Genomic DNA, 16,252 nt, shown 5'->3' on the forward strand with positions numbered 1-16,252 from the left:
GGTCCACTACTCACTCCAGATCCGGCATGTGGTCGAGCTTTATATACTCCCAATAATCCCACTGTCGTCGATACGCATCGACTCCCATACCCTCCGGACCGGTAAATCCATCGTAAGCTTTTCCATCCTTGATCACGAGGAAGTGCTCATGCCAGCTTCCACGCGGATCACGCTTGGAGGGACCGAGGCGAGCGCCGTACGAATCCGTCATCCTATAAATATTGCCACCAATTTTTTCCCTGATTTTTTGCGCACACTCAAGACAGTTATCCATGCTCGGAACAGGCCACCCATTTGGCCCGTCTTTGCATACAAATGAGCTATTGTGCACTAGTAGTGGCTTTTCCCCGGCCAGGACATAATACGCGTGGATATCGCTGATTGTGAGGTCGAACGTGCGCTGCCGCTCGGCGAAATCACGCACCTTCACCACAGGAACCCGGGATCCATCTGCGGCACGCACGGTCATGCCGGGCTGGAGGTCGCCAGCCTCCACCCAAGCATCCTCGGAGTCGGACCAGAACGGGTGGGTCGTGGTCGTGACCAAGGAGTCGGTGCCGTCGGTCGTTTCGAAGGAGAGGTCGACGAAGTGTTTGTCGTCCTCAGTGACGATGGTCCCAGCGACCTCGCGTACCGTGGTTTCGCCCGTTTCCGGATCAGTGACAGTGACCTTTTCCCCGATCTCAACGTCCTCAATAGGCTTGGTCGTTCCGTCGGCCATGAGGACCTCGGTGCCGGCGACGAAGCTATGGGCAGCCTTGACGAGGCAACCGATGGCGGTGCTGTCCGAACGTTTCAGGGCCGCCTGGAACAGGTTGAGCGTGATTTTGGCAAGCTTGCCCGCACCGTAACTGGCGGCCGAGATCGACGCGTCTACCGCGGCGTCTGTGCATCCCTTGCCGTTGTAGCAGTCGACGTAGGAGCGGATACCGATAACTTCGAGGACGTCGACCTCTGGGGTACCTCCGAACCAACCCAGTTTCCCCACCGCAGAGCAGAAATCGCCAGAAGCTTCGGAAGCCGGGCACTTGCTTCTTGCCCAGTTCTCCAGGTTCCCCTGGTAATCCATGTTCTCGTGATAGTAGGGAAACTCTGCGGCAAGTTCTTCTTGCGTCGGAACATAGACACCCTGAATGGTGACCGACTTGCCATAAGGCTTGATGGTCACTGGTCCGTTCAGAGGAGCGCCGTTTACTCCCGTTCGCGGCCGGTAAATAGTTCCGCCCCCGGTGGGGCTCCCGTTCTTGGACAGAGTGCCGTCACCACGGGTCACCACGCCGGTACCACAGCCCTCGGCGAAGCCCGGGCCGCAGGCCAAGCCAAGCCCTGTGGCGTCGGTGAAGAAGAGCGGGTTCTGGGCCCCGTAGGTATAACCGTTGAGCGTCTGCGGCTTGTCGATCTCCAGCAGGGGGTCGACACTGATGAACCGGCCCAGGGCGGGGTCGTACTCGCGAGCCCCGAGGTGCGTCAGGCCTGTGACCTTGGTGTCGTCCGTACCACCGACGAAGCCCTTGGTACCTGGCCAGCCGGTCGGGCTGTCGCCGCGGATGCCGCCAAAGGGCAGAGTGCGACGCTGGGTGAGCTTCTGGGTGGCCGCTTCGATGGAGAGCTCGGCTGTCCCATGGTGGTCGGCGAGGGTGAAGGAGACCGAACCGTCGTCCTTCTGTACCGCCTGGTTGCCGCCGCCGACGTCGAAGTAGCGAGTGACCTTCGGGGTGGTGGTGCCCTTGGCCAGCGTGATCTCCGTGGCCCCGAGGTAGAGCGTCGTCTCCGTCGGGGTACGGCCGATCAGACGGTTGCCGTCGGTGTCGTAGACGTACTCGGTGACCTTGTCCGCGCTCCCCTCGACGGGCTCGGTCACCTTGGCCAAGTGGCCTTCGGTGTCCCAAAGGAGGCTCTGGGTGTCGCCGCCGATGGTGCGAGTGGTGGTGTTACCGACCTCGTCGTAGCCGTAGCTCTGCAGCGCCGTGCCGGTAGGGCCGGCCTCGGTGACGGAGGTCAGGGAGTGTGGGCGCGTCTTGCCCACGCCCGGGTAGGCATAAGTCCTCTTGGTGTCCTTGGCCGCATCTCCGGTGACATCGTGGAGGGTTTCGGTCTGACGGTTGCCCACCGCGTCGTAGGTGTAGGAGTGCCAGTACTTGGCCGGACCGCCCAGCACGCTGCCGCTGGGTGCGGTGGCGCAGGTGGTCGTCCCCTGGGTCCAGGCATCCGTCAGGCGTCGCAGGTGGTCATAGGTGAAGCACTGGGTGTCGGTGCCGGAGCGGGAGACGTCCGACGCGGACAGGACGTTGCCCGCCTCGTCGTAGCGGTAGGTGCTGCTCTTGTCGAAGCCCGCTACGTCCTGACGATGCGCGGTGGTGCTGGCCAAACGCTGGGTACCTGGCTCAAAGGCGTTGTCGATGAGGATGTTCTTGCCGCCGCCGGACAGCTGATGGTTCAGCGGCTTGCCGGTCAGGCTGTAATCGGTTGTGGCTTTGATGCCCTGGCTGCCGTCGATCGCGATAGGACGCAGAGTTACGTCCTCGTAGGTGTACGCCACCGTCGCGGCCGACAGGGATCCGGCCTTCGGATAACCGACGCCCGAGACCAGGCCCGATGCCGCGTATGAGGTGGTCGACAGGTAGGTACCCTGCAGAGCGCCCTCCGAGGACGGGATCGTGATTGAGGAGCGCAGCGGGCGGTACAGGCGGTCGTAGGCGACGACCTTGGAGGTGTAGGCGTTGCCACCGCTGTAACGGGTGGATTCGGCCAGATGCCCCTTGGCTCCAGTGAGCGTGTCGTAGACCCACTTACTGCGCAGCGTTCCGGTGGACGAGCCTTCCCTGGTCTCGGTCTTGCGACCGAGGTTGTCGTACCCGAACCACAGCGCCGGGACATCCGGGCGGGCGTCGTCGACCTTGGTGAGCTGACCACGATCGTCGTACTCGCTGATCGTCGTGCCCTTGTCGGGGTCAACGGATTTGATCTGCTGGCCGAGCAGGTCGTAGGTGTACTCCCAGGAGTTGCCATCGGGGTCGGTGACCTTCAGCAGCTCACCGCGCGTTGTGTAGCCGTAGGCGGTGGTGTCGTACGCAGCGACCGCGCTGCGTGTGCGGTGCTGGCGCAGTTCGGTGGTCTGGCCCCGGGCGTCCACGATCGTGGTGGTGGCCGTGCCGCCCACCGGCGGGATGACGGTGGTTCGGTCGCCGCCGTGAATGGTCCGGGCCGTGGACAGAACAGCTCCGCCGTCGCCGTTGCCCGCGATCTGTTTCGCCTCGGTCTGTCGTCCCGAGCCGTCGTAGGTGTAGTGGCTCTGTGTCTCGACGTTCAGCGCGTTCTCGGGTTTGGCCAGACCTGTGGATGGAGCCACTTCCGCGTAGTAGGTCGCGAACTCCTTGCTGACCAGGCCACGTTCGTCGTAGAAGACGTCCGTCAACAGGCTGCCGCCGTCCGGGCCGGGCTCCTGGGTCTGGCGGGGGCGGAGGAAGCCGTCGTAGAGGGCGTAGGCCGTGTGCTGGGCTCCGCCATTGCCGATCGTCTTCGTACCGACCGCGACTGGCTTGTCTTCGGCGATGGTGTAGGTGAACTCGTAGGACGGGGTCTGGCCGGTCTGGCGGTCGGCCAGCCACACCTTGGACGAGCGGCCCAGCGCGTCGTAGGCGAAGTTGGTGACCTTGTCGTTGGTATCGGTCTGGGTCAGCGGCAGGCCACGGCGGATGTCGTGCGTCGTGGTGGATGTGTGAGCCGTGGCAGCGACGCCCGCTGTGGCAGGAGGCGTGGTCACCTTCGTCGAGGTGGCGAACCCTGTGGCCGGCGTGCGTTCGGTCGTCGTGGTACGACCGTCGGAGCGTGCTGTACGGGTGAGCAGCCCGGTCGCGGTGACCTTCACGTCGGCCGTGAGATCGGTGCTGGTCAGCTGACGGCCGTAGGAGTCGAAGGTGGCGCCGGACTCCACATAGACGGCGGTCGTACCGTCGTACTTCTTGAGCAGCGCGCTCGCGGTCGCGTCGCCCTTGGTGGGGGGCTCGCCGTAGGCACGGCCGTCGTAGGCGCTGCGCACGTCGGCGATCACGTCGGCGGGACGGCTCGTCGTGGTGCCGCAGGACTTCGCGACGGTCTCCACGCGAGAGGGGAGTGTGAGGATGCTCGTCTGCGTGGAGCTGAGCTGGTAGCTGGTGCGGGTACACCGGTTGTCGTCGGAGGTGGAGTTGTCGCCGAAGTCGTCGATGTGGGTGACCCGTCCGGCGGTCTCGTCGAAGATCGTGGCAGTCGATGTGATGCGCCACGTGGCACCCGCGCCGTCGTCCAGTGAAGTGAACGTCTTCGTGTGCTCCGTGCCGGTGAAGTTGGCCGTCACCGTGCCCCAGTCGCGGACCTTCTTGGCCGTCTCGTGCCGCCAGGGACGGTTTACGGTCTTGGAGAGCACCTTGCCGTTCGGACCGGAGTAGCTGACGGATTTGTACGCGAAGCCAGCCGCTGCCTCGTGGTCGGTGATCGGGTCGCCCTCCCCTTCACCGAGGGTCGCGCTCACGGCTTTGGTGCCGCCACTGGGTTCTTTGCGGTCGCCGTCCATGCCGCGCAGGAAGTACGTGTCCTGCTGCGACTTCATCTCCGAAGCCCCGCCCGGGCCACCGGTCTGTACACGCACATGTCCATACCCGCGCCATTGCGACCAGGTCTTGGACTTCTCCTTGGTCAGCCCGTCGTCATCGTCGTAGTGCCAGGCCGCACCGCCCAGGTAGTCGTACGTCGTGACCTGATTGGGAGCACCGCCCGTACGGTCGGTGGCGGTGACACTGTCCACCACGTACTTGTTGAACCATTGCAGTTCGGGGTCCTCAGTGGCGCTGCCGCCCATGTACTGGGGGAAGCAACGAGTCCTATTGGTCTGCGGGGTCGGCAGCGCGCTCCAGTCGCACGCCGGCTCAGAGTAGTTGACGTTGATCTGACCACCGGACTCATCGGCGACCGTGGACAGACGTCCCTTGATGAAGGGGGCGTATCCGTCCCCTGATTTGTCGAGTCGGTTGGCGTATTGGGAGTACGCGAGCGTGGTTTTCGGAAGGGTGATCGCCGTGTCGGCGGAGTGCCCGGTCCGCTGGACGGAGTCGAGCAACAGTTGGTAGTCGATGTCCGCCTGTCCCCAGCGATGGGTCAGCTTCCAAGAGTCGACGTTCTTGTAGGCAGTGCCGTCGTAGACCTGAGTGGTGACGTCGGTCAGTCGCTTGCGGGTGAAGAACGATGGCGAGAAGCGACCGTCGTCGCACTCCGTGCCGCTCTCGCAGTTCAGGTCCCACGGGGTGTCGTACCAGTAGGCCGCATCCGTGCTGATGGACGAGCAAGTGGTCGACGCGTTGGGCAGGCAGCGCTCGCTGTTGGTGAAGTCGACCAGGCCGAGAGCCTTTGCGCTGTACACCGAGGACGACTTCAGGCCGTACTCGGCACGGTCCACGGTTCCGCCTCGGACGTAGCGGGTGTCGTCGCTCGCCTTGAGGTTGCGGCCGTAGGAGTTGGTCTCCTTGTCGTAGTAATAGGCGATGGCGTTGCCGTGCGGATCGACGACGTAGTCGAGGTTCCATCGCCAGCCCTGCTGGCACCACGAGTTGGCGAAGGTCGAGGCGTGGCACTGGTCCTTGTCGTCGTCTCCGAAGACAGGGACGGTCCAGGTGGAGTCTGTCGTCTCCTTGCCGCTCTCCCATCCCGGCAGACGGTTGTAGCCGAAGAAATACTGCGTGCCGTCGGGGGTAGTGATCCGCCAGTACTCGTCGTTGCGGGCACCGTTGTCCCGCACGTCACTGCTGGTCCCGTAGAGCCGGACGATCTTGGTTCCGTCGTCGTTCCTGAGCCGCCAGGAGTTGGTGCCGTCGGGGACCAACTCACCGCCCTTGCCGTTGAAGGATACGAACGCGTTGTCGTATGCCCAGCACAGGTCGGCCGGCTTGTTGCCGTCCGCGTTCTCCACGTCGTCGTCGGCGCAGGGCTTGTAGCGCCGTTCGATGTAGCCCGGCCACATGTCGAAGCCGTCGCCCACCCAGGACGCCTGGTTGTTGGTGTTGCTCGTCCGACCGTCGACCCCGCCCGAGGAGTACGACAGCCCGATGTTCGGGGTCATGCTGCCCGGCACGTCGGGCACCGGCATGGTGTACGACCAGGCGAAATCACCGGTGTTCAGGTTGGTGTCCCAGGTCGCCGACGGGGCCAGCGAGGTGGCCTTGTAATCCCCGCTCCCGCTCTCCGCCTCAGCCACGGCGGCGAGCACTGTGGGCGCACCCGGCTTCAGAGCCAGGTCCGGGGCAGTGAGGGTTTGTTTCTCGGTGTCGTTGGCCGTCGTGACCGGCTCGGCAGTACGGCAGTTTCGCTTTTCGGGGGTGGTGATCGCGCAGGCGGGCAGTTGGACGAGGGTCAGGCGGGAGGCATATCCGCCGCCGTACGCTTCGGCGAAGTCCGAGTAGTCGAGGTGAGCACGAACCATGCCGGACTGCGCGTCCTTCGTGGTGCTCTTGGAACGCAGCGTGAACAGGAGCCCGTCAGTGCCCGTCTTCTTCGCCGCCGCTCGGCTCAGGACGCGCGTCTCGACGGCACCGGTCACAGGATTCTTGGTCGCCTTGCCCTGAGTGTCCAAAGTCAGAGGCAAGCCTTTGGCACGTACGGATGTCGGCGCGCTTTTCCTCGTCTTGTCCTGGACCTTCGGCAACTGCACCACCGCAGTCGCAGCCTCCGGCCACCCTGCCTCTGGTGGTGTCTTCGGGGTGCGTGGCCCCTTCATCAGAGGTCGCGGTTTGACCTTGGCTGTGGATACGGGCACCGGTTTCTCGGTCCATGAGGCGTCGGTGCGGCCCTTGTCGTCGTCCACGGCCGCAGCCGGTTGTGTCACGCCCTGGATCAGCGTGCCAACCATCACCGCGGCGGAGGCCAGCGCGATGCGCCCACGCAGCGTCCGGAATCGCTTGCTGGATCTGCCGTTCATCCTGTCCTTCGTCCTTGGCTCGGCGCACCCACAGCGCAGTCGGCGCGGACCGGGGGCGGAAGTGGGGGTGTGAAGCGAAGATGGCTCGGGTGTGCCGGGCGGCCGGCCCGGCACACCCGATGTCAGCTGTCAGGAATCGCCGGGAACATCGGTGGCCATGCCGGGCTGGCCCACGGCCAGCATGCGAATCTGAGCCTCGCTCAACGCGCCTTGGAAGACCCACGCGTCGGAGACGGCGCCGGGCCAGTGCCCGCCCACAGTCGTCGTTCCGGTCTTGGCCGCGCCCAGGTACAAGGGCTGTGTCGACTTGAACAACAGCACGTTCTCAGCCGACGAGAACGCGTCCGTGCACGTGGGCACGTCCTGCTCTCCGTTGCCGTCAGCGTCCTCGCAGGGCACGCTCTCCGGCTCACCGTTGACGTAGAGCGTCAGCTCCTTGGTGAGTCCGTCGTAGACAAGCGCCAGATGCGTCCAGTCGTCGGCCCGGGAGAACTGGGCGTGGTCGACCGCGGTGACAACGGCGTCGGTCGTGTCCGTGGCGGCTGCCGTGACCTGCCAGCTGCCCGGATCAGTCGCCGGGTCGTCACTCGGCACGTAGCGCACCGCGAACGCGTTCTGTGTCGTCGTCCCCGGTGTGCTCAGCAATGTCACGCTCTTGTTCGGAACAGCCGCTGCCTGCGCCCACGTGCTGATGGTGAAGCTGCCAGTCGTGTCCACGGGCGCGATGGCCGTCGTCCCGTAGTCGTCGATTCCGTCAAGTGCGATGCCACCGTCGACCCAGATCGCACCGCCGACCGCCGCTCCTCCCCGCAACGTCATGGCGTTGCCCGACGCCGACGCGTCCGGCGTCACTTGGGGCGACCCCGATCCCTGCTCGAACGTCCAGCGTCCCTTGACCAGGGGCCGCTGCTTGACCATCTGCTGGACCTCTTCGGCCGAGAGCGGGCGGTCGTACAGCCGCACGTCGTCGATGGTGCCCGGGAAGTGGCTCAGGACCTGGCCGTTGTAACCACCGGCCCCGATGTACATGGACTGGTCCGCGTAGAAGGGGCTGGTCAGCGTGGTCGATCCGGCCCTGACTCCGTTGACGTACAGCGTCAACGTGTTCATGACCGTGTCGTGCACTCCGACCAGGTGCACCCACTCTCCTACGCGTGCTGTGGTGCCATCGGGTTGCATGGCACGGATCGGTGTGGCGTCCTCGGCGTCGGCGGAGTACTGATTGACCGCCCAGCGGTCGTAGGCCTTGGAGTAGTACAGCTCGAAGCCGGAGCGGTACTGGCCGACCTGGGCGGTGATGACCCCCGCTCCATCCGGTTTCCTGTCCATCTTGGCCCAGGCCGAGACGGTGAAGCTGCGGGAAGTGTTGATGTGCGGTGCCCGCTGCTGGCCGATCTTCGCGTAGGCGTCGGTGCCGTTGAACTTGGCCGCCTTGCCCGCCACTCCGGGTACCCCGGTGGTGACACCGCCCGCGTACTTGGCCGGTACGACTCCGCCGTAGCCCTTGATCTTGCTGGTCTCGGTGCTCGCCTCGTCGAGGTGGAAGATCGAGACAGCGGGGCGGCCGGGGTCACCGACCGACTGCTTGGCGTACAGCTTGTCGACTTCTTCCTGGGTGACCATCTTGTCGAACAACTGCAATTCGTCGATCGCTCCGGGGAAGAAGTCCTTGAGCGATCCGCTGTTCCGGCCGGCGCCGATCCACAGGCCGCGCCGTGCGTTCCAGGTGATCTCGTGGGTGACCTCGCCCGTGAGCGTGCCGTTGACGTACAGCCGCATTTTCGTGGCCGCCGGGTCGTAGGTGCCCACGAGGTGGGTCCAGGCTCCGGCCTCGGCTCCGCCCGCAGTGCCGGCCATGGCTCGCTTGGCTGTAGCACCTGGTGCGTCGGCGGCCAGGGTGCCGAAAACCCAGCGGTCGTAGGCGGACGAGTAGAGCAGTTCGAAGCTGGCCGCGTCGTTGCCGATCTGCGTGGCCACCATCGCCCCGTGGCCGGGCTTGGTGTCCAGCTTGGCCCAGGCCGAGACCGAGAAGCCGGTCGTCGTGTCGACCACCGACAGGTCGGTGGACGCGTAACCGGTCGTACCGTCAAAGGACAGGGCTGAACCGAGCGTGCCGCCCGCCCCTGGGGTCGCCCCACCGTTGAGGTCGAGGGTCCGTGCAGGAGTGGAGCCATCGGCCTGGCTCGCACCGGAGCCTTCATCCAACTGCCAGGTGGCGCGGTCGGGTTGACCGGCTTTGACGCGGAACCGGTAGCTCGACTCCGAGGCGTTGCCGGCAGAGTCGAATGCTTTGACGAACAACGTGTTGGTACCGACCCGGGGCGGCAGCAGGTTGATCGTCCTGGCCGCGCCCGCCGTTGTCGCGATCTCGTTCTTGGACGTGGGGTCGACGTTGATGCCGTACCAGTATCTGGTCACATCGGCCTCGCCGGCTTTCGCCGAGAAGGCACCGTACTTGCCGATGCCGTCGTACCAGGGGTTGTCCGGATCAGCCGTGTCATAGGCGGGGTAGTCGGTGGAGGTGATGGTCGGGGGCTTGGGTGCCGTGGTGTCGTACACGAAGTAGCAGCCCGTGGCGTCACCGGCGTAGGACCACGGCGAGTAGGTGCCGTCGACCTGGTCCAGACCCTTGTCCTTGACGCGCGCGTACCAGTGGATCTGCTTGTTCGTCGGGATGGACGAAGGCAGTGAGATGGCGAAGTCCGATCCGGAATCCTTGAATGTGCTCAAGGACGGCTTCCAACGGGCGATCAGCCCTTTGCCATCACCGCTGTCCCACTTCGCCTGGAACTCGACGGCTACGTCGTCGCCGTCCGGGTCGGTGACGTTGTTGGCATAGATCGTCCCCAAGGACCGTATCCGCGCGGCGCTCCCGGGCATCTTGCACGTCCCGCCGTACTGCATCGTCAGCTGCGACATCTTGAGCTGAGCAGGAGACCGGTTGTAGTACACCCGCAGGTACGCGTCGTCCGAGAACCGCTTCCATCCGTACGCGTCCTCCTCGTTGGACGCCTGCAGGCCGAACGTCATGGTCGACCACTTCTTGTCCGCGGCCTGCTGGACCGCCGACTTCACGTTGAACTCCGCGTCCTTGGCCGAGCAGCCGTCGTAGCCGTGCGCGAACGACTCGGTGGTCAGGTGGTCGATCCAGAAACCGGAACGGTTCTGCGAATTCCAGGTCGTGGACTGCGAGATGTCACCGGTCCGCCACAGCTGAACACCTCGCGCGCCGCAGGACGCCGACCAGGTGTTGCGCACTGTGAACTCGGCGGAGAGGATCTTCTTGCCGGCGAACTTCGACACGGGAATGCGGTAGAAGAGCCGCTTGGTGTCGTGGGGCTGGCAGTACGACCAGGCGCAGTAGCCCATGCCGGCGGTGGATTCGCCGTTGAACTTCCACTGGGGCGACGACGCCCAGTACTTCGACGCCATCGTCCACGCCGTCGCTTTGGGGGTGTGCATCTGTGGGTCGATGAACACCGGGTACACCGTGTCCTCGCCCCTCAGGACCTCGGTGTCGGGCTTCAGTACGAGTTCGTCCTGGGCGGCGGGCACATCCACGCCGACCGGCGCCAGCTTTCCCGACTCGGTGGCGCCCGGCTCACCGTTATCGTCGGCTGCCGCAGTGGTGTCGGCGGATGCCGCGCCCGGCATCTGCTCGCTGCTGCTCTTCTGCACGGCTGCGCCGAGCGCGGCCGCGCCTGGGCTGGAGTCCCACATCACTGGTTCCGGCGCCTCGAACACCGCCGTGCCGGCGCCCTTGTCCAAGGCCTCCAGGCCACCGCTGCCGGTTTCCTGGACATTCAGCCCCTCGGCGTCCATCTTCAGGCGCACTTCGGCCAGTTCCTTGCTCGCCGCGGCCTCGGCCGACTTCACGACGAGGAGTTGCGAGAAGCCGTCCTCCTGAGCCCCCAAACGGAGATCGACCCCAGGAAGGACTTCCGCATAGGTCGCGATCTCACCGTCCAACTGGGGGACGGGTAACTGGCCCGGCCAGGACAACTCCAGTTGCCGTCCGGCTTTCTCCATCCGCACCATGGGAGAGTTGCCGCCGCCGGAGAACTGCAGGCCGATCGTGGCGGCCTTCGGGGCCACCATGCCGTCGCCGGTCTTCGCCAGATCGGTGTCGACGGCTTTCCACTCGCCGTCTACACGCGTCCACACCGGACGCAGATACTCACGCGCTTCGAGCTTGCCGTCCGGGGTGGCGAAGACCTCGCTGCTCTCTCCGCGCTGGGAGGCGATCTCCACCGACTCGCCCGTGCGCTCGGCCTGCGCCAGTGCGTCGGTTTCCGTGAGCACAGGTTGCCCCGTTGCCGCCGGCTCCCGCTTCGCCTCCGCCGACGGTTCGGTGCGAGCCGCGCCCATCGCGGCCGTCGGTCCGAACCCGCTCGATAAAACCGCAGTGGACAGGACCACCCCGACAACGCACCACCGTCTGCCCACAGGCATGAAGCGCTCTCCCCCGCAGGGACTCCCCAGCCCCTGTCATTGCGTAGTTGGTCGTCTACGAACTGTGAAGGGAGGGTAAAGCGCGAACAAACAAAAGTTCCAGAGCGCCACAAGAGGACATCTCGCCCCATCAGAACCAAACATCACAGAACATCGAGTGATGTGGGTCACAGGCGCAATAGGGATCGCCGGGGCGAGGTGGTCACCGAACAGTTCGGCGAACCACCTCGCCCCGGCCCTCACCCGAAGACCGTCAGGGGTTCTCGATGGTGATGAAGGGGTCCCACTGGAAGTACCCCTTCAATTGCCGGTGGCGGTCCAGGATCTGGAAGTAGAAGTGGTACGTGACCTTGCCGGTGCTTTTGACGGTCGCCCGCCAGTAGTGATCCTGGTAGTTCTGCGTCACGAATTCCGGCCTGCCCTCGGAGCCCTCCTTCGGTATCGGGTAGATGCCGTCGATGACCTCGATCTCGGGGGTCCTGATGAGCTGGTGGCCGGTGTCGCTGCTCACGTATTTGTACAGTAATGCCTTGTAGTCGCTGCCGAGCGAGAGCGTCGTCTCGCGCCACCTGATGCTGTCCCCGGGTTCGGCGCGGAGGTTCAGTTCGGCGCCGGACGTGCCGACGATGTGGTCGTGGCGGGTCGTCATGTAGATGAGGTTGTGGTCGGCGTACGTCGGCGCGTCCGGGTTCCTCGACGCGTTGGGATTCTGTTCGACGATCGTGGCCGCGTCGAACGCGATCAGTACGTTGAGATCAGCCATTTCCCGTTCCTTTCGGGTTGTGGATACGGATTCACGGCACCTTGTACGCCATCGCCCGCGGATAGTCGTGCCGGTGCAGGCGGACGCGGACCAGCAGCGGTCCGGCGTTGATCTGGTCGGTGGGGTCGGCGAGGCGGGTCAGCAGCTCCTCCAGTTCGGAGGTGTGCGCGATACTGAGCCCGTTCGCCGGGGTCTCCTTGCCGGCGAAGACGGCCGCGAGGCGGTCGTAGTGCCAGGGGTGGAGGACGTTGTAGAAGTCGGGGTCGTGGGAACCCCGCTCGTCGTCCGCGTAGTAGGACGGGTGCACCAGCATCTGTTCGATGCCGTAGAAGTGGCCGTTGTCCATGACGAACACCACCGACCGCAGCCCGAGCCTGGTGTGGGTGGAGATCTCCTGGCAGGTCTCCTGGAAGGCGCCGTCGCCGACGAACACCATGGGGCGGGCATGCCCGCGCTCGGGGGCGAGCGCGGCGCCGGTGGCCGCGCCGACCGACCAGCCGATGGACAGCCAGCTGACCTGCGACAGGAACCCGCCCGCGGACAGGGACAGGTTCATCGAGCCGATGAGGGAGAACGCGGCGTCGGAGACGACCGTCCAGTCCTGGCGGGTCTCCTGGCCCAGGAAGTGGTTGATCCGGTCGAACACGCCGTCGTAGGTGAGTCGTTCGGTGTGCCGGGACCGTGAGCCGCTGGTGCGGAGCGAGGCTCGGTACTGCTCCAGGTCGGCGGGGCGGTCGACGGGCGTTCCGTGGTGGGCGTGGGCGTGGGCTTCGGCGTAGTAGTCCGCGGACAGGCCCCCGGAGCCGTAGTTCTTCACCAGCGCGTCCTGGAGGGCGGGCAGGAGGTGTTCGAGCTGGACATCCGGGAAGTAGGACGTGCCGACACTGACGCCGCCGTTCGCGGCCATCACCCAGTCCCCGCCGACGCACTGCTCGCCGCCGAGGTTCTTCGACGTGGACCAGGCGCCGAGGCCGATCCGGCAGGTGGCCCAGTCCTTGAAGATCCGGTGCACGTCAGGGTGGCTGGCATGGCCGTTGTACACACCGTGGAACTGCGTCAGGTCCTCGTCGACGACGGCCTTGGCGCCGACGGTGGTGCAGAACGGCACCCCGGTGGCCTCCACCAGGTCGGTGAGCGGCCCGCCTAGGCGGAACCGGTCGATCTCCTCACCGGCCCACACGATCGGGCGGGGCCTGCCGTCCGGGCCGGGGTGTTCCTCGACCAGGGCGAGGATCGCGTTCACGGCGTTGTCCAGCATGAGCTGGTTGCGCGCGCTGAACGGACGCTCGCGGCGGAGGATCGGGTCGCCCGGCTCGGCGCAGGGCTCGTCCCACAGGTCCTCCATGACCTCCAGGTAGACCGGCCTGCGCTCGGTGAGGCACGCGGTGAGCGCGGCGTCGATCTGGGCGGGGGCGAGGCCCGGGTTGGAGATGACCTGCGCGTCCACGGTGACCTGCCGGTAGACGTCCAGGTTGCTCTCCGGGCGGGGGCTCATGTGCGAGGTGAGCAGGCCGACAGCGCGGTAGTTCTGCCACTGCTCGTAGGGCGGTGAGGCGTTGACGGCGACCAGCGGGACCTGCTCGACGTAGGCGCCGCCGCAGGCGTTGAGCAGGTTGAACGCGCCGACGCTGTACGTGACCGCCGCCGCGCCGACGCCGTGGACGCGGGCGTAGGCGTCGGCGGCCTGGCCCGCGCCGCCCTCGGTGGGGGTGCCGACCCACTCGATGTCGCCCTCGGCCCGCAGGGTGGTCAGGAACGGGCCGAGGTGGTTGCCGGGGACGCCGAACAGGTGGGTGATGCCCAACTCGGCCAGCCTCAGGGCGAGATAGCGGGCGACCGTGCACTCGGTGGTGATCGCGGTCACGAGCGGTCCTCCTCCTGGTCCGGGCCCGGGATCGTGACCGGCGGGGCCTGATGGACGGCGAGGGCGGCACGAACGGCGCTCTCCAGGGCGCCCTCGATCCAGGCGTGCTTGAGGGAGGTGTGCTCTCCCGCGAAGTGCACGGGGCCCTCGGGCCGGGAGGCGTCCAGGTGGAAGCTGGTCATCTGGTGCGCGGTGTAGATGGCGGCCTCGCCGAAGGCGTACGGGTCGCGGGCCCAGCTCTTGGTGGCGCCCCGGCCGGTGAAGAACACCTCGATGCGGCGGCCGTGCAGGGCCTGGAGGTTGCGCAGGGCGTAGACGTAGCGCTCCGCGTCACGCATGGAGTCCCAGCGGGCGGCGTCGTCGGACCAGGAGTACGAGGCGAGTACGACGCCGCCGGTGCTGCCCTCGACCGGGTGCGAGGGGTAGTACAGGAACCGGTTGGGGTTGTCGGTGGCGGAGCCCCCGCCGAAGGCGTGGGTGGCGGGGCGGACGGCGGGGCCGCGCAGCGGCATGGTGCTGTTGAGCTGCCGCATCTCCTCGGTGACGCCGCTTTCCTTGACGGCGGCGCCGAGCAGGACGGCGTCCGCATCGGCGAGCGTGGGGGTGCGGGCGGGCTCGGCACCCACCTCCAGGCCCAGCCGGTAGTACTCGTAGAGGCCCGGTGCGATGCTCTCCAGTTCCTCGCGCCAGTCGTCCTCGGTGAACTCCCACCACCGGTGGCTGAACTCCAGCAGCACCTTGGTGGCCGAGTCGTAGTGGGTCTCGATGATGGCGCGGCGCTTCTTGTACGACATGGAGGGGACGATCTCCACGAAGCGCAGGGCGGAGAACGGGATGGTGACGACCGCCAGGTCCGCGGTCCACCGGAGCGGCGGGGCCTGCGGGTCGTTCTCGGCGACGGTCTGCACGGTCACGCCCCAGCCGTCGGGGCCGACGGCGGTGCCCTCGGGGTCGGCGTCGCGGCTGGGGTCGTGGTACTCGAGGCGGATCATGCGGTGGCCGAGCCGCACCTCGTCGCGCAGGCCCTCGTGGAGGGCGTGCGGCAGGCGCCAGCTGCCGCCCGGTATCTCCCAGTAGCGGACGGTGGGGTTGATGTCGCTGCGGCTCAGGAAGCTGTGGAAGAAGGAGAGGTGCAGTCGGCTGGACATGTTCTCCAGCGTTCCGACGGCCTCGATCGCCTCGTCGCTGAGCCCGGCGTGGTCGCGCAGGAAGCCGCCCATGGAGTAGCCGTCGAAGTCGCGGATCACCCGGGCCCAGCCCTCGACCCACTCGTCGAACGGCTTGTTGACACGCTTGCCGTCGACGACGTCGGAGTAGTAGTCGCGCACGCTCTCCAGCGCGTCGTCGACCATCTTCACGACGGGGGCGCGGACCTCGTCGCCGGTGAGGTGGAAGCCCTCGTTGATCCGCTCGGGCCCTGCGGTGTAGTCGGCCCGCCGCACCTGGACACGGTTGGCGCGGATCCAGGAGTTGCCGCGCTTGTCGGGTTCGCGGAAGTCGGGGCTCGCGTCGCCGTTGGTCCACGTCTGGCCGGTGAAGGACGTGTACGTCACCGGGGGGACGGGGACGTCGGGGCCGCTGCCGGTGGAGGGGTCCACGTCCACGTTGTAGAACTGGCGGCGGCCGAGCCCGAGTTTGTCGACGAGGGCGAGGACGAGCGGGTGGAAGTCGGGCAGCCGCATGGCGCCGGCCTCCGCGTACTGGGCGGGGTCCTCGAAGGGCTGGTGGTGCTTGGTGGCGCGGAAGGTCTTGATGCGTCCGCCGACGCGGCTGGCGTTGGCCTCGATGATGGTGACGTCGTGGCCGGCGTCCTTGAGCAGGCGGCCGGCGACGAGGCCGGTGATGCCGGCGCCGATGACGAGGATCTTCTTACGCGGGTGGTGGGTGGGGCCCAGGCGGCCCGTGTCGATCAGGGTGTGCAGATAGCCGAGTTTGAGGTCCTTGTCGTCCGGCCCGACGAGGAGGAGTTCGCGGGCGAGCTTGATACACGTCTGCCAGCGCGCACGGGTGGCGGAGTTGCCCCGTGGAGTGTCCGTCATGGTTGGGAATCGTAGAGACGCAGAAACGATTTCTTGTCTCCCCCGGCAAGCAAAGTCCTAAAAACACCGACCGCCTTCCTTGACGGAATTTCGACTTGCTCGAATTTCCTTGCGGGGACCGGAGTTTCGCCAGGGACGCAAGGGAGTGAGGGAGAAGCCGAGGCAAAAAACTCGCGCGCGGAATGCGG

Annotated in this window: 5 protein-coding genes; all 5 read right to left on the reverse strand. The window is 66.2% G+C overall.

Annotation, left to right across the window (positions count from 1 at the left end):
• Positions 1-10 precede the first annotated feature (10 nt).
• On the reverse strand, positions 11-6,946 hold the full coding sequence (locus tag JIX56_RS17945; protein ID WP_257541933.1) for an RHS repeat-associated core domain-containing protein: 6,936 nt from the start codon (positions 6,944-6,946) through the stop codon (positions 11-13).
• A gap of 129 nt (positions 6,947-7,075) precedes the next feature.
• The gene (locus JIX56_RS17950) at positions 7,076-11,398 is read right to left on the reverse strand and encodes a LamG-like jellyroll fold domain-containing protein (protein WP_257541935.1); all 4,323 of its coding nucleotides are present in this window, start codon (positions 11,396-11,398) and stop codon (positions 7,076-7,078) included.
• Between the two features lie 253 nt (positions 11,399-11,651).
• Complete coding sequence (locus JIX56_RS17955; RefSeq protein WP_257541937.1) at positions 11,652-12,161, reverse strand: inclusion body family protein; 510 nt, start codon at positions 12,159-12,161, stop codon at positions 11,652-11,654.
• 31 nt (positions 12,162-12,192) lie between these two features.
• The gene (locus tag JIX56_RS17960; RefSeq protein ID WP_257541939.1) at positions 12,193-14,025 is read right to left on the reverse strand and encodes a thiamine pyrophosphate-binding protein; all 1,833 of its coding nucleotides are present in this window, start codon (positions 14,023-14,025) and stop codon (positions 12,193-12,195) included.
• Positions 14,022-16,064 (reverse strand): flavin monoamine oxidase family protein, encoded by a 2,043-nt coding sequence (locus tag JIX56_RS17965; RefSeq protein ID WP_257541941.1) that lies wholly within the window; start codon positions 16,062-16,064, stop codon positions 14,022-14,024. The genes JIX56_RS17960 and JIX56_RS17965 overlap by 4 nt, the downstream gene beginning before the upstream one ends.
• Positions 16,065-16,252: the final 188 nt, after the last annotated feature.

It is taken from the genome of Streptomyces sp. CA-210063 (assembly GCF_024612015.1).
Taxonomy (GTDB): Bacteria; Actinomycetota; Actinomycetes; order Streptomycetales; family Streptomycetaceae; genus Streptomyces.